The sequence below is a fragment of the Telluria aromaticivorans genome, assembly GCF_013003915.1.
Classification (GTDB): domain Bacteria; phylum Pseudomonadota; class Gammaproteobacteria; order Burkholderiales; family Burkholderiaceae_D; genus Telluria; species Telluria aromaticivorans.
Map to the genome: position 1 here is coordinate 70763 of NZ_JABAIV010000007.1, position 17931 is coordinate 88693.

16 protein-coding genes are annotated in these 17931 nt (G+C 65.1%); 6 read left to right on the plus strand and 10 right to left on the minus strand.

Annotated features, from left to right (window positions below; all coding sequences use genetic code 11):
• Window positions 1-490: 490 nt before the first annotated feature.
• The gene (hemE, locus tag HGB41_RS17915) at window positions 491-1573 is read right to left on the minus strand and encodes a uroporphyrinogen decarboxylase (RefSeq protein ID WP_171086966.1); all 1083 of its coding nucleotides are present in this window, start codon (window positions 1571-1573) and stop codon (window positions 491-493) included.
• Window positions 1574-1663: 90 nt separating this feature from the next.
• Between hemE and HGB41_RS17920 the strand changes: the two genes are divergently transcribed.
• The 6 genes from HGB41_RS17920 (at window position 1664) to HGB41_RS17945 (ending at window position 12812) form a co-directional block, all read left to right on the plus strand.
• On the plus strand, window positions 1664-3571 hold the full coding sequence (locus HGB41_RS17920; protein WP_171086967.1) for a S9 family peptidase: 1908 nt from the start codon (window positions 1664-1666) through the stop codon (window positions 3569-3571).
• Complete coding sequence (locus tag HGB41_RS17925; protein WP_171086969.1) at window positions 3568-7671, plus strand: DEAD/DEAH box helicase; 4104 nt, start codon at window positions 3568-3570, stop codon at window positions 7669-7671. Before HGB41_RS17920 ends, HGB41_RS17925 begins: the two co-directional genes overlap by 4 nt.
• Before the next feature lie 303 nt (window positions 7672-7974).
• Window positions 7975-8457, plus strand: coding sequence for a hypothetical protein (locus tag HGB41_RS17930; RefSeq protein ID WP_171086971.1), 483 nt, complete (start codon window positions 7975-7977; stop codon window positions 8455-8457).
• Window positions 8458-8606: 149 nt separating this feature from the next.
• Window positions 8607-10520 (plus strand): DUF885 domain-containing protein, encoded by a 1914-nt coding sequence (locus HGB41_RS17935; RefSeq protein ID WP_171086973.1) that lies wholly within the window; start codon window positions 8607-8609, stop codon window positions 10518-10520.
• Window positions 10521-10860: 340 nt separating this feature from the next.
• Window positions 10861-12597, plus strand: coding sequence for an extracellular catalytic domain type 1 short-chain-length polyhydroxyalkanoate depolymerase (locus HGB41_RS17940; RefSeq protein WP_171086975.1), 1737 nt, complete (start codon window positions 10861-10863; stop codon window positions 12595-12597).
• A 65-nt stretch (window positions 12598-12662) separates the two neighbouring features.
• On the plus strand, window positions 12663-12812 hold the full coding sequence (locus HGB41_RS17945; protein WP_443098469.1) for a DUF2256 domain-containing protein: 150 nt from the start codon (window positions 12663-12665) through the stop codon (window positions 12810-12812).
• Window positions 12813-12816: 4 nt separating this feature from the next.
• On the opposite strand, the gene tatC is transcribed toward HGB41_RS17945, so the two are convergent.
• From tatC to hisH, 9 genes are all read right to left on the minus strand, one after another.
• Entirely contained in the window at window positions 12817-13569 is a 753-nt protein-coding gene (gene tatC, locus HGB41_RS17950; RefSeq protein ID WP_171086979.1) for a twin-arginine translocase subunit TatC, read from the minus strand.
• Window positions 13570-14079, minus strand: a complete 510-nt coding sequence (gene tatB, locus HGB41_RS17955) for a Sec-independent protein translocase protein TatB (RefSeq protein ID WP_171086980.1) — start codon at window positions 14077-14079, stop codon at window positions 13570-13572. It abuts the gene before it with no gap.
• 9 nt (window positions 14080-14088) lie between these two features.
• Window positions 14089-14340: a Sec-independent protein translocase subunit TatA gene (gene tatA / locus HGB41_RS17960; protein ID WP_171086982.1), complete on the minus strand. Its 252-nt coding sequence runs from the start codon at window positions 14338-14340 to the stop codon at window positions 14089-14091.
• Between the two features lie 115 nt (window positions 14341-14455).
• The gene (locus tag HGB41_RS17965) at window positions 14456-14830 is read right to left on the minus strand and encodes a histidine triad nucleotide-binding protein (RefSeq protein WP_171086985.1); all 375 of its coding nucleotides are present in this window, start codon (window positions 14828-14830) and stop codon (window positions 14456-14458) included.
• Between the two features lie 128 nt (window positions 14831-14958).
• On the minus strand, window positions 14959-15300 hold the full coding sequence (locus tag HGB41_RS17970; RefSeq protein WP_171086987.1) for a phosphoribosyl-ATP diphosphatase: 342 nt from the start codon (window positions 15298-15300) through the stop codon (window positions 14959-14961).
• Entirely contained in the window at window positions 15297-15701 is a 405-nt protein-coding gene (gene hisI / locus HGB41_RS17975) for a phosphoribosyl-AMP cyclohydrolase (RefSeq protein WP_171086989.1), read from the minus strand. Before hisI ends, HGB41_RS17970 begins: the two co-directional genes overlap by 4 nt.
• A complete protein-coding gene (gene hisF / locus HGB41_RS17980; RefSeq protein WP_171086991.1) occupies window positions 15698-16459 on the minus strand; it encodes an imidazole glycerol phosphate synthase subunit HisF in 762 nt (253 codons plus the stop codon). Before hisF ends, hisI begins: the two co-directional genes overlap by 4 nt.
• 5 nt (window positions 16460-16464) lie before the next feature.
• A complete protein-coding gene (hisA, locus tag HGB41_RS17985; RefSeq protein ID WP_171086993.1) occupies window positions 16465-17241 on the minus strand; it encodes a 1-(5-phosphoribosyl)-5-[(5-phosphoribosylamino)methylideneamino]imidazole-4-carboxamide isomerase in 777 nt (258 codons plus the stop codon).
• A 40-nt stretch (window positions 17242-17281) separates the two neighbouring features.
• On the minus strand, window positions 17282-17923 hold the full coding sequence (hisH, locus tag HGB41_RS17990) for an imidazole glycerol phosphate synthase subunit HisH (protein WP_171086995.1): 642 nt from the start codon (window positions 17921-17923) through the stop codon (window positions 17282-17284).
• Window positions 17924-17931 lie beyond the last annotated feature (8 nt).

The following is a 17931-nucleotide window of genomic DNA, read 5'->3' on the forward strand; positions in this document are numbered from 1 at the left end:
ACGTTAGATCAACTCAGGGTCCGGGATTCACAAGAGAAATACAAAAATTCTCAATGAATTCAATGGCTTGAAAATATTGAGTTATCCCTGTTAACAAGTCCATCTGGAATCGGCTTGCTGTGCATAACTGCATAGCTGACAGGGAAAACTCGCTGCGTTGCACCACACTCTTCACACCTTACTTGAAGAGTTGGGCTAAGTCCCCGTAAACGAACGGCTTTTCGCCAAACTCATGCGCGCCTGTTGATAACTTTGTGAACAAGGCGCGTAAAGCTGGGACATTTCACTGGGGGAGCTTGACTGTTACTGTGTAAATCCACAGTTCTTTAAGTAAAATATGCTTATTAATCAACCACTTACGATTTTATTTCTTTCGCAAAGATGTCCACAGGAATAAATTTGATGTTTTACGAACTTGTGAACAAGTGTGATTTTGCTGCGGCAATGGCAGGTCCGCAAAACCCTGTCGTCGCCGCAACAAGGATGAATCTCAGGCAGTCCGCTGCTTGCGGCTGAAGCTGTGGACAGCGTCGACCATCGCCGTCACCGATTCCGGCGGCGTGAACTGCGAAATGCCGTGGCCGAGGTTGAACACGTGGCCATGTCCTGTCGATGGGGTTCCGTAGGCGCTCAGGCTGCGCTCGACTTCGGCGCGGATCTGCTCCGGCGGCGCGAACAGGATGGCCGGGTCGAGGTTGCCCTGGAGGGCGACGCGGTCGCCGACCAGCGCGCGCGCGCGGCCCAGGTTCACGGTCCAGTCCAGGCCCAGCGCATCGGCGCCGATGTCGGCCATTTCGTCCAGCCACAGGCCGCCGCCCTTGGTGAACACGATCGCCGGGATGCGGACGCCGTCTTTCTCGCGCTTCAGCTGGCCCAGGATCTGGCGCATGTAGTTCAGCGAGAACTCCTGGTAAGCGCCGTCGGCGAGCGCGCCGCCCCAGGAGTCGAAGATCATCACCGCCTGGGCGCCGGCATCGATCTGGGCGTTCAGGTACTGCGCCACGGCGCGCGCATTGGTGTCCAGGATGTGGTGCATCAGGTCGGGCCGCGCGTACATCATCTTCTTGACGGTATGGAACTCGCGCGAGCCGGCGCCTTCGACCATGTAGCAGGCCAGCGTCCACGGGCTGCCCGAGAAGCCGATCAGCGGCACGCGGCCATTGATCGCGGTGCGGATCTGGGTCACGGCCTTGAAGACATAGTCGAGCGACGCCATATCCGGTACTGCCAAAGCGCGCACCGCTTCTTCGCTGCGCAGCGGACGCTCGAACTTCGGGCCTTCGCCGTCGGCGAAATACAGGCCCAGGCCCATCGCATCCGGCACCGTCAGGATGTCCGAGAACAGGATCGACGCGTCCAGCGGGAAGCGGTCGAGCGGCTGCAGGGTGACTTCGGTGGCATAGTCCGGATTCTTCGCCAGCCCCAGGAACGAGCCGGCGCGTTCGCGCGTGGCGCGGTATTCCGGCAGGTAGCGGCCCGCCTGGCGCATCAGCCACACCGGGGTGTAATCGGTCGGCTGGCGCAGCAGCGCACGCAGGAAGGTGTCGTTCTGGAGCGGGGCAAATTGTGGCATGGCTGGCAATGAAGGACAGAAGGAAACGCCTATTATCGCATCCCCGGGCCCCCACTTATAATGCCATTCCAGTCTTTGAAGGAACCCGTCATGACCAAACAGCAAGCACCCTGCGGCACGTGGACGTCCCCGATCAGCGCCGCCGTCGTTGCCGCCGGCGCCACCCCGCTGGCTTCCTTGACGCTCGACGGCGCCAGCCTGTACTGGCTGGAAGGCCGGGCCAGCGAGGCGGGGCGCTCGACGCTGGTAAGCAGCGCTGGCGAACTGACGCCGGCCCCCTTCAACGTGCGCAGCAAGGTGCATGAATATGGCGGCGGCGCCTATGCCGTCGCCGGTGGCGTGGCCTGGTTCTCCAACCATGCAGATGGCCGCCTGTACCGCGTGCAGCCGGGCGGCGAGCCGGGCGCGCTCACGCTCGATAACGCCCACCGCTATGCCGACTTCGTGGTGGATGCGGGGCGCGGGCGACTGGTGACGGTGCGCGAAGACCATTCCGCGGGCGGCCACTATCCCGTCAACACGATCGCCGCCATCGGTGCCGACGGCCTTGAAACCGTACTCGTGGACGGTAACGATTTCTATGCCGCGCCGCGCATTTCGCCGGACGGCCGCCACCTGGCCTGGCTGTGCTGGGACCACCCGCGCATGCCGTGGGAAGGCACCGAGCTGTGGCTGGCCGATATCCTGGACAACGGCAGCCTGGCGAACGGACGGCTGGTGGCGGGCGGGCCGCAGGAATCGATCTGCCAGCCCGAATGGTCGCCCGGCGGCCTGCTCCACTTCGTGTCCGATCGCAGCGGCTGGTGGAATCTGTACCGCTACGACCATGGCGTCGTACACGCGCTGTGCCCGCGCGCGGCGGAATTCGGCGGGCCGCACTGGAACTTCGGCGGTTCGCTGTACGGCTTCCGTTCGGAAGACGAAATCGTCTGCGCCTATATCGAGGATGGCGTCAGCAAGCTGGCGCGCCTGCGCGGCGGCGAACTCACTGAAATAGCCACGCCTTACGAGGAAATCCGCGAGCTGCGCGTGAACAGCGAGGCCGTCGCCCTGCTGGGCGGCGCGCCGACGGTCGCGCCCGAGCTGGCGCGCATCGACCTGGATGCGGGAACCCATGAGGTGCCGGCACGATCCATCAATATGCTACCGCCCGCCGGCGATCTCTCGGTCCCGCGCAGCATCAACTACCCGAGCGCGAACGGCCGCACCGCCTACGCCTTCCACTACCCGCCGACGAATGCCGATTTCGCACCGCTGGCGGGCGAGCTGCCGCCGCTGATCGTCATCGGCCACGGCGGCCCGACCGGCATGGCCACCAGCACCCTCAAATTGTCGACCCAGTTCTGGACCAGCCGCGGCTTCGCCGTGCTCGACGTGAACTATGGCGGCAGCACGGGTTTTGGGCGCGCCTACCGCGACCTGCTCAAGGGCCAGTGGGGCGTGGTCGACGTCGAAGACTGCGTGGCCGGTGCGCGCTACCTGAGCGAACAGGGCCTGGCCGATCCGGAGCGCCTGCTGGTGCGCGGCAGCAGCGCCGGCGGGCTGACCACCTTGTCCGCCCTCGCCTTCCACGACCTGTTCAAGGCCGGCGCCTGCTATTACGGCGTGTCCGACCTGGCCGGGCTCGACGCCGACTCGCACAAGTTCGAATCGCATTACAACCAGTATTTGATCGCCCCGCCGGAACGTGCCGACAGCGTCTACCGCGAGCGCTCGCCTATCCACCACACCGACAAGCTGGACCGGCCGATGATCTTCTTCCAGGGCCTGGACGACATGGTGGTGCCGCCGCAGCAGTCCGAGACGATGGTCGAGGCGCTGCGTGCACGCAAGCTGCCGGTAGCCTATATCACGCTGGAGGGCGAAGGCCACGGCTTCCGCAAGGCCGAGAGTGTGGTGCGTACGCTGGAAGCGGAACTGGTGTTCTACCTGCGCGTATTCGGCCTGCCTGTTCCTGCCGGCCTGCCCGCGGTGGACATCGAGAACCTGCCGGCATGACCCTGGGCGAATACGACTTCGGCGAGCAGGCGATCCTGGCCTTGCTGGCGCTGGCCGGCGAGCCGATGGGCCGCCAGCGCATCCTCGAACACCTGATGGCCGTCGGCCTGGCGCTGCCCCCCGAACAATGGGCGGCCGAGCTGGAGCGGCTGCGCGCGGCCGGGCTGGTGACCGACGTGGCGGGGCGCGGCTTCATGATCGCACCCGCCGCGACCTGGCCAGCGCTGGCGAAGGCATTGGACACCGGCCTGTTCCCCACCGTGCAAGCTGCCTATGAACACGTGACCCCGCTGCGGCGCGACTGGCAGGGTACGCCGATGCTGCGCAGCTACCGCCAGGGCCTGGCGCTGCTGCGCATCGCACTGCTCAGGCGCGAAGGCCCGGCCGTCGTCACGCCGCTGCTGGCCGCCTGCCTGCGCTGCCATGAAGCGTCCTACCTGCACCCGCTGGTCGAAGTCTGCGCCCGGCCCTTCGACCCGGCCATCCTGGAACACATCCATCCTTCGCTGGTCGACGGCGTACTGGCGGTGCTGGTGCAGCACACCCAGCGCGAGCCTGCGATGGCGCCCGCCATCCGCGCCGCCGCCGAAGCGCAGGCGGAGCCGTCGGTTGCGCTGCGCATCGCGCTGGGCGAGCATTTGATCCTGTGCGGACGCCTCGATGACGCGTCGACCCTGCTTGCGGATGTCGACGACGCGGCCGGCCTGTTCTTGCGCAACGTGATTGCGCTGCTGCGTGACGACGTCGACATCGCCTTGCCCGGCATCGAAGCGGCGCTCAAGGGGCTGCGCCGCGAGACCGGCAAGCGCAAGGCCATCTTCGAGGGCATCGGCGCCCACCTTTACCTGGCCGCCCTCCTGCGCAGCAACCAGCCTGCCCATTTAAAACTGGCCGACACCTGGCTCGACATCGCCACCCGCGCGGTGCAGCGGCCGGAAACCGCCGTGGTCTTCCAGCTCAGCATGCTGCAAGAGATCCGGCGCGGCACCGTCGATGCGGAAGTGCTGGCCTCGCGCAGCTGGGAGATGGCGCTCGAACCGTTTACCTTCCGCGCGCTGATGCACCACTGGCTCGGCCTGCCGCAGCTCACTAGCAAGCGCCAGGACATCGAAGACATGCTGGAGCAATCCGAGCGCGCCGGTTTCGATTTGCTGTCGGCGCAGCTGGCGGCGCTGCTCGGCCAGCTCGGTTTCGTCGGCCAGGAGGCATATGCGAGCGAATTGCGGCGCAAGCACCGCTTCACCGACCTCACGCATTGGTTCGAGCGCGAGGAACCGTGGGAGCGCCAGCTCAATGCCCTGATTAACCTGCAGCCGGCGCTGAATACGGAAGTGGTGCGCGAATCGCGCCTGGTCTGGATGATCCGCTACGACGAAAACATGGGCGTGCAGGAGCTGGAACCGCGCGAGCAAAAGCGCGACGCCCAGGGCGGCTGGAGCCGCGGGCGCGCCGTTGGCCTGAAGCGCCTGGCCGAAGACGCCGCGGCGATCGACTTCCTCACCGCGCAGGATGTGGCCGCGGTGGCGTCCATCGGCGGACGCCGCTACTACGGCAGCACCGGCATCCGCTTCGAATTCGAACTCGACAAAGCCCTGGCCTCGCTGGTCGGCCACCCGCTGCTGTTCTGGATGGATTCGCCCGGCACGCGGGTGGAACTGCTGCCGGGCGAGCCGGAGCTCCTGGTGAAGTCGCGCGGCGGCAAGGTGGTGATTACCCTGCAACCCTCTCCCGGAGACCAGGACGGCGAGGTGATCGTCACCCGCGAGACGCCAACCCGGCTGCGCCTGGTGCGCATCCTCGATGAACACCGCCGCATCGCCGCCATCGTCGGCGCCGGCCTGGAAGTGCCGGTGGAAGCCGAGCGCCGCGTACTGCGCGCGATCAGCGCGATCTCGTCCATCGTCACCGTGCAGTCGGACATCGGCGCCAGCCCGGGCGACATCGAACAGGTGGCGGCCGACCCGCGCCTGCACCTGCACCTGCGCCCTTATCAACAGGGCATGCGCATGCAGATCCTGGTGCGCCCGCTGCCTGGAAGCGGCGCCTATTACCCTCCCGGCACCGGCGCGGACAACGTGATCGGCGACGTCGACGGCGTGCGCACCGAGGCGAAACGGGACCTGAATGCCGAGCGCGAAGCCGAGCGCCAGCTGGTCGGCGCCTGCCACGCGCTCGAACACGGGGAGCTGGACCACGGCGAATGGCTGCTGGGCCAGCCCCTGCAATGCCTGGAATTCGTGGAAGAGCTGCGCGAGCTCGACCCATCGAAGGTGGTGGTGGCCTGGCCGGAGGGCGAGAAATTCCGCGTGGCGAAACGCGCCAATGCGAAATCGGTGCGCGTGCAGGTGCGGCGCGACAAGGACTGGTTCGCGGCCAGCGGCGAGGTCGTCATCGACGAGGGCCGCGTGATGAGCCTCGGTTCCTTGCTCGAGAAGCTGCGCGAAGAAAAGAGCCGCTTCGTGGCGCTGGGCGACAACGAATACCTGGCCCTGAGCGACGAACTGCACCGCCGCCTGATGGAACTCGCCGATTACGGCAGCATGCACGGCGACGAACTGCGCATGCATCCGCTGGCCAGCTTCTCGCTGGCCGAGCTGGCCCGGGATGCCGGCAGCATGGCGGGCGACGAGGAATGGCGCAAGCATCTCGAACGCATGGCCGCCAGCGAAGCCTTCACGCCGGCACTGCCGTCGACCCTGCAGGCCGAGCTGCGCGACTACCAGCGCGAAGGCTTCGAGTGGCTGGGACGCCTGGCCCACTGGGGCGTCGGCGCCTGCCTGGCCGACGACATGGGCCTGGGCAAGACGCTGCAGGCGCTGGCCCTGCTCCTGATGCGCGCACCCACCGGCCCGGCGCTGGTGGTGGCGCCGACCTCGGTCTGCCTGAACTGGATCTCTGAAGCCGAGCGCTTTGCGCCGACGCTCAATCTCAAACTGTTCGGGCCGGGCGACCGCGCCGCGACGGTGGCGGATGCCGGCCCCTTCGACGTGGTCGTGGTGAGCTACGGCCTGCTGCAGCTGGAAGCGGCCCTGTTCGCCAAGCGCCCGTGGCACAGCATCGTGCTCGACGAAGCGCAGGCGATCAAGAACATGCATACCAAGCGCTCGCAGGCCGTAATGGCGCTGCAGGGCGACTTCCGCATGGCGGCCACCGGCACGCCGCTGGAAAACCACCTGGGCGAATTGTGGAACCTGTTCAGGTTCATCAACCCGGGCCTGCTGGGCAGCGCCGACCAGTTCCAGTTGCGCTTTGCCGGGCCGATCGAGAAGGCACAGGACAAGCGCGCCGAAGCCGGTGCGCGCATGCGCCTGCGCCGGCTGACGCAGCCCTTCATCCTGCGCCGCACCAAGGCGCAAGTCTTGAGCGAGCTGCCGCCGCGCACCGAGATCGTGCTGCCGGTCGAACTGAACCAGGACGAGAGCGCGCTGTACGAGTCGCTGCGGCGGCAGGCGCTCGACAAGCTGGCCTCGCTCGAAGCCCCCGATAACCAGAAATCGATCGAGATCCTGGCCGAGATGATGCGGCTGCGGCGCGCCTGCTGCAATCCGGAGCTGGTGGCGCCCGGCGCCGGTATCGTCAGCAGCAAGCTGGTGGCCTTTGCGCGCCTGGTCGACGGCCTGCTGGAGAACAAGCACAAGGCGCTGGTGTTCAGCCAGTTCGTCGATCACCTGAGCCTGATCCGCAAATACCTGGACGGGAAAAACATCCCCTACCAATACCTCGACGGCGCCACCTCGATGCAGGAACGCAAGCGCCGCGTGGATGCCTTCCAGGCCGGTGAGGGCGAACTGTTCCTCATCAGCCTGAAGGCGGGCGGCGTCGGCATCAACCTGACCGCGGCCGACTACGTGATCCACATGGACCCGTGGTGGAACCCGGCGGTGGAAGACCAGGCCTCGGACCGCGCCCACCGCATGGGCCAGCTGCGGCCGGTCACGATCTACCGGCTGGTGGCGCGCGGCACCATCGAGGAAGGCATCGTCGACCTGCACCACCGCAAGCGCGGCCTGGCCGACAGCCTGCTGGAAGGGACCGACATGGCGGCGCGCCTGTCGCCGGGAGACATGCTGGCGATGCTAAAGCAGGGGCTGGGTTCGTAGGGTGGGCGGCTCGTCATTCGGGCCACTGGCCCGAATGACCCCACGCGGTGATAGTTGGCAGCAAGTTCATCCGGCACGAAAGCGGAGCCAATAACTATCACCGCGTGGGCAGAATCTGCCCACCCTACGAGCCGAGGTCTTTCCCCGAGCGGTGACAGTTAGCAGCGAGATCATCCGGTACGATATCGAAGCCGTCAGCGATCACCGCGTGGGCGGGAGGACCCGCCCACGCTACGAACCCCATGCTGGCGCAGCCACGCATTCCATGTGATCATGCCGCTTTTTACAGTAGAGATAACACGCATGGAACTGGACAAAGCGGCAACGGCGGCGCAAGCCCATGTCATCGGCGTCAAATCCTGGCTGGCGTATGCGGGCGTGGTGGCGCTGGCCGTGGTGCTGTTCGCCGGCGCGCTGCCGCTGGCCTTCATGTGGAACGAGATCGCCGCGGCGGGCGTACTGGCTGTCTCGGCGCTGCTGGTGGCCTACCGCTTCCTGCTGGTGCGCAGCGTGCAGCTCTATTACGACGATGTCGGCGTGTGGGTGCATTCGGGCGTCCTGCCCTGGAAGAAGGGCGTCAGCGGCGTGAAATGGCGCGACATGGACGACGCCACCTACGTCAACGGTTTCGTGAGCTGGGCCACCCGTTCCTACACCGTGCGCATCGGCCACCGCTTCACGAAGGGCAGCGAGATCGTGCTGCACAACATCGCGCGCGGACGCCAGGCCGTGGAGACGGTCAACGCCGTGCATCAGGAAATGATCCGCAGCGGCGAATTCGAATAAGCGTCGAGTAAACACGCACTACGTGTCGGAATGTTTCAGCCGTCCGCAAGCGGCCTGAATGGTGCTAATCTTCTTGCGCCTTGAAGTGTTCTGTTGCGCTTGCCGCGCACGGGACGCCTGACCTTTTATTTTGCACAGGTTCGAACAGAATGATGAAAACGAAAATCGCGCTGGCTGTCCTGCTGGCGAGTTTCGCGCTGGCGCCTGCCAGTGCCAAGACCAGCAAGCCCGCCAAGGGCAAGGCCAAAGCCACCAAGGTGGTCAAGTCGAAAGCGGCCGACAAGCGCAAGCCAAAGGCGCCCGTGAAGAAAGCTGCCGCAGCGGCAGCTGTTGCGGCGGTGGCGGCTCCGGTCGCCGTGGCCGCCGCGCCGGTCGCCAACCCGCTCGAAAAACGCCTCGACCGCCGCCTCGACACCATGAGCATGCAGTACCTGACCGCGCTGTGGCGCGTCGATCCGGAAGGCGCCGTCTATGTCGGCAAGTTCGAGCAGGCCGCCAACCTGACCATTCCCGACGCCGCCACCCGCGCCAGGAAGCTCGCCTTTGCCAATGAATGGCTCGACAAGTTCGGCAAGCTGGACGTGCGCCAGCTGTCGCCGCGCCAGCGCACCGACCTGGCCCTCTTGGTGAACAAGCTGGAAAAAGACCGCTGGCAGCTGACCACCTGGCGCGAGTACGAGTGGAACCCGTCGATGCACAACATCGCCCAGCCGCTCGACCTGATCCTGAATACCGACTATGCGGCCAAGCCGCAGCGCCTGCGCACCATCCTCAAGCGCCTGACCAACGTGCCGGCCTACTACCAGGCCGCGCAAGCCTCGATCGTCAACCCGACCCGCGAGCACACCCAGCTCGCCATCGCGCAGGCGCCGGGCACCCTCGCGGTGCTGGCCGACCTGGGCAAGGCGGCCCAGGAATCGATCCTGAATGCGCAGGAAAAAGCCATCTTCGCGCAGCGCGTTGCCAGTGCAGGCACTGCGCTGCTGGGCTATGTGGACTTCCTGATTGCCCAGGACAAGGGCATGACGACCGGGGCCATCAAGCCGCGCCCCTTCCGCGCCGGCAAAAACCTGTACGAGCAGAAGTTCGCGCTCGAGATCCAGTCGTCCAGCAGCGCCGAGCAGACCTTCCGCAAAGCCCTGGCCACGCGCGAAGAGCTGCTCGCCCGCATGGACACGATCTCGGACGAACTGTGGCCGCGCTACATGGCAGGCGTGAACAAGCCGCGCGACCGCTTCCAGAAGATCGGCATGATGATCGACAAGCTCTCCAGCCGCCACGTCGCGCGCGAGAACTTCCTGCCCGAGATCCGCCGCCAGATCCCGCTGCTGCACAAGTTCGTCACGGACCGCAACCTGCTGACGCTCGACGCCGACAAGCCGCTGGAAGTGCGCGAGACGCCGATGTACCAGCGCGGCGTGGCTGGCGCCAGCATCGATGCGCCGGGCCCGTACCGCCCGAAAGACAAGACCTATTACAACGTCACCCCGCTCGACAGCCTCACGCCGCAGCAGGCCGAAAGCAGCCTGCGCGAGTACAACGAGTGGATCCTGCAGATCCTGAACATCCACGAAGCCATCCCCGGCCACTACGCGCAGCTGGTCTACGCCAACCGTTCGCCCTCGCTGGTGAAGTCGCTGTTCGGTAACGGCGCGATGGTCGAAGGCTGGGCCGTGTACGGCGAGCGCATGATGCTCGAGAACGGCTACGGCGACAACGCACCCGAGATGTGGCTGATGTATTCGAAGTGGAACCTGCGCAGCGTGACCAACACCATCCTCGACTACAGCGTGCACGTGCTCGGCATGGGGCAGGCCGAGGCAATCGACCTGCTGGTGCGCCAGGCCTTCCAGACCCGCCAGGAGGCCGACGAGAAGTGGCGCCGCGTGTCGCTGACCTCGGTGCAGCTGACCAGCTACTACAGCGGCTACGAGCAGATCATGGAACTGCGCGAGCGCCGCAAGCGCCAGCTGGGAGAGCGCTTCGACCTGAAGGAATTCCACGACCAGTTCCTCGGCTACGGCAACGCGCCGGTGAAGATGATTTCGGAACTGATGCAATAAGTTGCAACACAGGAGACTGTGACAATGTGTTGATATTGCACAGCAGCCTTGCTGTGCAAAAGCGCACAAGCAGCGTGCTTCCACGCTCGCTTGTGCGCAATATCTTCGGGGATAGAATGGATGTGGACCTCGCTTCAAAGCAGGCCAATAACCATAAGCCGGAGACAAATCCCATGACCTTCCTTCCTTCGCCGTCGTCCTAGGCGTCCCGGGCGTGCCGGGCCGGCTCGCCGATTTTTCCCTTGTTGTGTCGTCGATTGCCGGTCATGGACAGGCGTGGCTTCTTGCGCCTGGCGTTTCCGGTCCTGTAGTGCTTGCAAAGAACAGAACGGAGACTTCCATGGCATTCCTCTTCAAACAGGCGGCAATTTCTGCGGCCTGCATCGCGCTCGCTGCGCCCGCATCCGCACAACTCCAGGCCGGACCGGGCACGTGGAGTGCAAACCAGACCTGGGCCACCGACACCACCAACGGCGGCGCCCTCACCGGCTACTACTACTGGCCTGCGACGACGCCGACGCTGGCCGGCAAGCGCGCCCTGGTGCTGGTGCTGCACGGCTGCGCGCAGACCGCGGCCAACGACGTCATCGCCGGCACGGGCGACGCCGGTTACAACTGGAAGGCGGCCGCCGACCAGTATGGCGCCGTGATCCTCGCTCCGAACGCCACCGGCAACCTGTACGGCGCGCATTGCTGGGACTGGGCCGCCACCAACCGCAGCCGCAGCTACGGGCACAACGCGGTGCTGCTCGACCTGATCAACCGTTTTGTAAGCAACCCGCAGTATGCGATCGACCCCAAGCAGGTGTATGTCACCGGCCTCTCGTCCGGCGGTTCGAAGACCATGGTGATGGGCTGCGTGGCGCCCGATGTCTTCGCCGGGGTCGGCATCAATGCCGGCCCGTCGCCGACCGTGTCGAGCTCGCAGATCTCCTCAGTCCCCTCGGGCACGACCTCCAGCAGCGTGGCCAGCGCCTGTACCTCGTGGGCAGGCACTAACGCCAGCCAGTTCCAGACCCAGGTTGCGAGCGTCATCTGGGGCACCAATGATTACGTGGTGGGGCAGGCCTACGGCCCGCTGAACGCGGCCGCGATGCGCCAGGTGTATGGCGGCACCTTCACCAAGGGCGCCACCGCCACGGTGCCGACCGGCGGCAGCAACGTGCCCTACACGGACGCCAACGGCAAGCTGCGCACCTCGGAAATCGTCGTGACCGGCATGGCCCATGCGTGGCCGGCAGGCAGCGGTGGCCAGAACAGCAATTACGTGGACGCCACCAAGGTCAACTACCCCTCCTTCGTGATGGACTTCTGGTTCAAGAACAACCTGCGCGTGTCGCAGTCCGCGCCCCCAGCGATGACGTCGTGCAGCGCCAGCGTGTCCGGGTCGACCGTGACGGTGAATGGCGCCGCGACCGATGCGGCGGGCGCGATCAGCAGCTACCGCGTGGTGCTCAATGGGCCGAGCCCGGTGAATGACCTTGCTGCCGGCAGCGGCGCGAGCTTCAGCAAGGCCTACGCATCGCGCGCGGATGGCTACTACTCGGGCACGGTGACGGCGACCAACAGCACGACCGGCCTGACCTCAAACGCCTGCGCCATCCCGCAATTCCTGGTCGGCAGCGCACCCGCCTTGCTGCCTCCGGGCGGGCTGGCGATCGGCGCGCGCACGGCCAGCAGCATCGCGCTGTCCTGGAACGCGGCCAATGGCGCGGTCGGCTATAACGTCTACCGCAACGGCGCCAAGGTCAATGGCGCGGCGCTGGCGGGGATGGGCTACACGGATGGCGGCCTGGCCTCTGGCACCAGCTATACCTACGAGGTGACGGCGACCGGGAACGGCGGCGTGGAAAGTGCGAAATCCGCCAGCGTCGTTGGATCGACCACCTCCGGCTTCACGTGCACGGCCACCACCGCCAGCAACTACGCGCACGTGACGGCCGGACGCGCGCACAACAGCGGCGGCTATGCGCTGGCCAACGGGTCGAACCAGAACATGGGCTTGAACAACACGTTCTACACCTCGACGCTGGCGCAGACTTCAAGCGGGTATTACGTGATTGGGAACTGCCCTTGACCCGCAAAGGGAGTTGACGCGGGACCGGGCCAGGCACCCGGTCCTGTAGACTCGTTTGCATGAAGATGCGCAAGAAATCCGAGCTGCCGGTGAAGACCTGCGCACACTGTTTGCTGCCATTCACGTGGCGCAAAAAGTGGGAGCGGGACTGGGACCAGGTGAAGTATTGTTCCGAGCGCTGCCGCCGCGGCGGAAAGCACGGAGCGCCGGATTGAACGTTCAGGCGTCCTGCGGGGCGCGGGTGATGCGGGCAAACAGCGGCGCCACCAGGATACCCAGCTCGTAGAGCAGGCACATCGGGATGGCCAGCGCCAGCTGGCTGACCACGTCCGGCGGCGTGACGATGGCGGCGATCACGAAGGCGCCGACGATCACGTAGGAGCGGATTTCCTTGAGCTTGGCGATGCTGACGATCCCCATGCGCACCAGGATCACCACCACCACCGGCACCTCGAAGGTGGCGCCGAAGGCCAGGCACATCGACATGACGAAATCGAGGTAGTTCTCGATGTCGGGCGTCACGGCGATCGACTTCGGCGCGAACTCGCCGATGAACTGGAACACGCGGCCGAACACGAAGAAATAGCAGAAGGCCACGCCGCCGATGAACAGCAGCGAGGACGAAATCACCAAAGGCAGCACCAGGCGCTTTTCATGCGCGTACAGGCCGGGCGCCACGAAGGCCCACAGCTGGTAGAACACCCAGGGCAGCGCAATGATAAAGGCGAGCAGCAGCGTCACCTTCATCGGCACCAGGAAGGGCGAGATCACGCCGGTGGCGATCATCGTCGAGCCGGCCGGCAGCGAGGCGACCATGGGCGCGGCCAGCAGGTCGTAAACCTGCGAGGGGCCGGGCCAGAAGAACAGCGCTGCGCAGGCGATCGCGATCCCGATCGACGCCTTGACCAGGCGGTCACGCAGTTCGACGAGGTGGGAAATGAAAGTTTCTTCGCCTGCGGCTTCTTCGGTCATTTAGAAAAACGAACTCTTGGATTTGCTGGAACCTGGGCGGAACTTGCGCACGCGCGCAGCGCCCGACAGCACATGGGTCTTGCCGCCGTTGCGGTGCTTGTACCAGGCCGGCACGCTTGATGTGCGCACCACTTTCTTGCGGCGGAAATCGCGCGCCTTGCGTTCGATATCCGTTGTGCTGAGGAAGGACGAGGACGACGAACCGGAATGCGCGGACATCGCCTCGCGCCCGTCCCACAGCGCCTCGACCTCGTCGACCTGGCTGGAAACGGAGTGCTGGAGGTCGTCCTTGAACGACTGCGCGCTCTCGTGCACTTCCTTGTGCAGGTTGCGCAGCTCGTCGAGTTCGATCTCGCGGCTGACTTCGGATTTCACGTCGTGCAGGTAGCGCTGGGCGCGGCCATACAGCGTGCCGGCCATGCGCGCCACCTTCGGCAGCTTTTCAGGGCCGATCACGATCAGCGCGACTACGCCGATGATCGCGATTTTCGATAGTCCGAGATCGATCATGCCCGGCGATTAATGACGGGTCTTTTCGCGGGTTTCGACATCGATGGTCGACTTGTCGGCGACCTGTTGCGTCGTGGTGGTGGTCGTGGTGGTGGCGCCAGGCTCGGCATTCGCCTTGTCTTCCTCGCCCTTCACGCCATCCTTGAAGCCCTTCACGGCCTTGCCGAGATCGCCACCGATACTGCCAATCTTCTTGGTGCCGAAAATCAGCATCACGACGACCAGCACAATGACCCAGTGCCAAATACTCATTGAACCCATGTTTATCTCCTAGCGAGGCGCACGCGCCTGTAAATCGGGAAAGCGTATGTTTCAGTATACGCCATGCGGGAGCAGCTTGCCCCCATTAAAAACTTAGTAAGGGCTTAGCCAGCTTTTATGTACCGAGGCCGCGCCATGGGCGCTTGCCGCCATACACGTGCAGGTGCAGGTGATAGACCTCCTGCCCGCCGTCCGGTCCGGTATTGATCAGGGTCTTGAAGCCACCGCTGCGTCCGCCGTTGCCGTCCGTCTTGACCGCGACACCATGCTCTTCTGCAAGTTTCGGCGCCAGCGCCAGCATCTTGCCCAGCACCGCCGCATGCTCGCCGGTGCAATCCGACAAGGTGGCCACGTGCTGCTTCGGGATCACCAGCAGGTGCACCGGGGCCGCCGGGTTGATATCCTTGAACGCCAGCACCTCGTCGTCTTCGTAGACGATATTCGCCGGAATCTGCTTGGCGACGATCTTGCAGAAAATGCAGTTATCCATCTTGTCTCCGGAATGAAAATGCCGAGCCCATGCATCCTATCGATGCCGCATGACACCGGTGTGACGGGTAAAAAACCGATTATGACATCAGATGCGATATTGGCAAGTACGGGCGCGCCGGCTGCGCCTTACTCGTCCTTGCGCGCGGCTTTTTCATCGATGCCGGACACGCCTTCGCGGCGCCCCAGCTCGTCGATGACCTGTTGCGGCGTGAGCCCGAACTGGGACAGCAGCACCATCGTGTGGAACCACAGGTCGGCGGTCTCGTACAGCACCTTGGCGGCGTCGCCCGAGACGCGCGCGTCCTTGGCGGCCATCACGGTCTCGGTGGCTTCCTCGCCGATCTTTTTCAGGATCGCGTCGTCGCCCTTGCTGAACAGCTTGGCCACATAGGAAGTTGCAGGATCGCCGCCATTGTCCGGCTTGCGCGATTCGATCACGGCCGCGACGCGGGCCAGAATGTCGCTCATGGATGTTTTTTCGCGTAGATGGTGTCGGGATCCTGCAGCACGGGGTCAACCGCCTGCCAGTCTTCGCCGTCGAATTTCTGGAAGAAGCAGGAATGGCGTCCCGTATGGCAGGCGATGCCGCCCACCTGCTCGATCTTGAGCAGCACCACGTCTTCGTCGCAGTCCAGGCGCATTTCTACTACCCGCTGGGTGTGGCCGGATTCTTCGCCCTTGTGCCACAGCTTCTTGCGCGAGCGGCTCCAGTAGACGGCTTCGCCCAGCTCCACCGTTTTGGCCAGCGCGTCGCGGTTCATCCAGGCGAACATCAATATGTCGCCGGTCGCCGCTTCTTGCGCGATCACCGGCACCAGGCCGTTCTCGTCCCAGCGGACCTTGTTGAGCCATTTGTGCGCCATGCTCACTCCAGCCGCATCGGGATGCCGCGTTCAGCCATGTAGCGCTTCGCCTCGCCGACCGTGTGCTGCCCGTAGTGGAAGATGCTGGCGGCCAGCACCGCATCGGCGTGGCCTTGCAAAATGCCGTCGGCCAGGTCTTGCAGGCCGCCGACACCGCCCGAGGCGATCACGGAAATACCCACCGCATCCGACACGGCGCGCGTCAGGCCCAGGTCGAAACCGGACTTGGTGCCGTCGCGGTCCATCGAGGTGAGCAGCAGCTCGCCGGCGCCAAGAGACTCCATCTTGCGCGCCCACTCCACCGCATCCAGCCCGGTGGCATTGCGCCCACCGTGGGTAAACACCTCCCATTTGCCGGGTGCCACCTGCTTGGCGTCGATCGCCACCACGATGCACTGCGAACCGTGCTTCTGCGAGGCCTCGAACACCAGCTGCGGGTTGGTGACCGCCGAGGTGTTCATCGACACCTTGTCGGCGCCGGCATTGAGCAGGCGGCGCACGTCTTCGACCTTGCGCACGCCGCCACCGACGGTAAGCGGGATGAACACGGTCGAGGCCACGGCTTCGATGATCGGCAGGATCAGGTCGCGGCCGTCGCTCGAGGCAGTGATGTCGAGGAAGGTGAGTTCGTCGGCGCCCTGGCCATCGTAGCGGCGCGCGATCTCGACCGGGTCGCCGGCATCGCGCAGCTCGGTGAAGTTGACGCCCTTGACCACGCGGCCACCGGTAACGTCCAGGCAGGGGATGATGCGTTTTGCGAGCATAAAGCTTAGGCCTGGGCGCCCTCGGTCAGTACGTCGGCGCGTTCCTGGGCCGATGCCAGGTCGAGCGTGCCTTCGTAGATCGAACGGCCGCAGATGACCCCTTCGATGCCTTCGTCCTGCACCGCGCACAGCGCTTCGACGTCGGCCAGGACGTGCACGCCGCCCGAGGCGATGATCGGGATGCGCACTGCCTGGGCCAGCTTGACGGTGGCTTCGATGTTCACGCCGCCCATCATGCCGTCGCGGCCGATATCGGTGTAGACGATCGATTCGACGCCATAGCCTTCGAATTTCTTGGCCAGGTCGATCACTTCGTGGCCCGACATCTTGCTCCAGCCGTCGGTGGCGACCTTGCCGTCGCGCGCATCCAGGCCGACGATGATCTGGCCCGGGAAGGCGCCGCAGGCGTCGTGCAGGAAGCCCGGGTTCTTCACTGCGGCGGTGCCGACGATGATGTAGCTGATGCCGTCGTCCAGGTAGCGCTCGATGGTGTCGAGGTCGCGGATGCCGCCGCCCAGCTGGACCGGGATCTCGTCGATGCCATGCTCGTCGGCGTATTCCTGCACGACCTTCAGGATCGCCTTGACCGCGCCTTCGTTCTTCGGCTTGCCGGCGAAAGCGCCGTTCAGGTCGACCAGGTGCAGGCGGCGCGCTCCCTGCTTGAGCCAATGCAGCGCCATGTCGGCGGGATCTTCGGAGAACACGGTGGCGAGTTCCATGTCGCCCTGTTTCAGGCGAACGCAGTGACCGTCTTTCAGGTCGATGGCGGGGATCAGCAGCATGGTCGTTGTCTGGTGGTTGGAGGTTGAGGTGTCCGTGGACTCACGGATTCCAGTGGATGAAATTGCGGTACAGGCGCAGGCCGGCGGCTGCGCTTTTCTCGGGGTGGAACTGGGTCGCCACCAGGTTGTCGCGTGCCACGGCGCAGGCGTACATGCCGCCGTAGTCGGCTTCGCCAATGGTGTCGTTCGCCTCTTCAGGTGCAGCGTAATAGCTGTGCACGAAATAGAAATAGCTGCCGTCCTCGACGCCGTCCCACAGCGGGTGGGCACGGGTCTGGCGCACGCGGTTCCAGCCCATCTGCGGCACCTTGAAGCGCGAGCCATCGGCCTGCAGCTTGCCGTCCAGCTGGAATCGAACCACCTTGCCGGGAAGGAGGCCCAGGCCCGGCGTGCCTTCATTTTCTTCGCTCGCGTCGAACAACATCTGCTCGCCGACGCAGACGCCCATCACCGGGCGCGTTTTTACCGCGCGCAGCAGGGCTTCTTCGGCGCCGGATTCGCGCAGGCTGCGCATGCAGTCGCGCATCGCGCCCTGGCCCGGCAGCACGATGCGGTCGGCCGCGTCGATATCGGCGGCCTGGTTCGAGACCAGGATGTCGGCTTCCGGCGCAGCCGCGCGCAGCGCCTGCGCGACCGAGCGCAGGTTACCGAGGCCGTCGACTACTACGATCTTGTTCGTCATGGTGGCTC

Coding starts and splice junctions, on each gene's coding strand:
- hemE (WP_171086966.1), bottom strand. CDS start 1,573: ATGCCACAATTTGCCCCGCTCCAGAACGACACCTTCCTGCGTGCGCTG.
- HGB41_RS17920 (WP_171086967.1), top strand. CDS start 1,664: ATGACCAAACAGCAAGCACCCTGCGGCACGTGGACGTCCCCGATCAGC.
- HGB41_RS17925 (WP_171086969.1), top strand. CDS start 3,568: ATGACCCTGGGCGAATACGACTTCGGCGAGCAGGCGATCCTGGCCTTG.
- HGB41_RS17930 (WP_171086971.1), top strand. CDS start 7,975: ATGGAACTGGACAAAGCGGCAACGGCGGCGCAAGCCCATGTCATCGGC.
- HGB41_RS17935 (WP_171086973.1), top strand. CDS start 8,607: ATGATGAAAACGAAAATCGCGCTGGCTGTCCTGCTGGCGAGTTTCGCG.
- HGB41_RS17940 (WP_171086975.1), top strand. CDS start 10,861: ATGGCATTCCTCTTCAAACAGGCGGCAATTTCTGCGGCCTGCATCGCG.
- HGB41_RS17945 (WP_443098469.1), top strand. CDS start 12,663: ATGCGCAAGAAATCCGAGCTGCCGGTGAAGACCTGCGCACACTGTTTG.
- tatC (WP_171086979.1), bottom strand. CDS start 13,569: ATGACCGAAGAAGCCGCAGGCGAAGAAACTTTCATTTCCCACCTCGTC.
- tatB (WP_171086980.1), bottom strand. CDS start 14,079: ATGATCGATCTCGGACTATCGAAAATCGCGATCATCGGCGTAGTCGCG.
- tatA (WP_171086982.1), bottom strand. CDS start 14,340: ATGGGTTCAATGAGTATTTGGCACTGGGTCATTGTGCTGGTCGTCGTG.
- HGB41_RS17965 (WP_171086985.1), bottom strand. CDS start 14,830: ATGGATAACTGCATTTTCTGCAAGATCGTCGCCAAGCAGATTCCGGCG.
- HGB41_RS17970 (WP_171086987.1), bottom strand. CDS start 15,300: ATGAGCGACATTCTGGCCCGCGTCGCGGCCGTGATCGAATCGCGCAAG.
- hisF (WP_171086991.1), bottom strand. CDS start 16,459: ATGCTCGCAAAACGCATCATCCCCTGCCTGGACGTTACCGGTGGCCGC.
- hisA (WP_171086993.1), bottom strand. CDS start 17,241: ATGCTGCTGATCCCCGCCATCGACCTGAAAGACGGTCACTGCGTTCGC.
- hisH (WP_171086995.1), bottom strand. CDS start 17,923: ATGACGAACAAGATCGTAGTAGTCGACGGCCTCGGTAACCTGCGCTCG.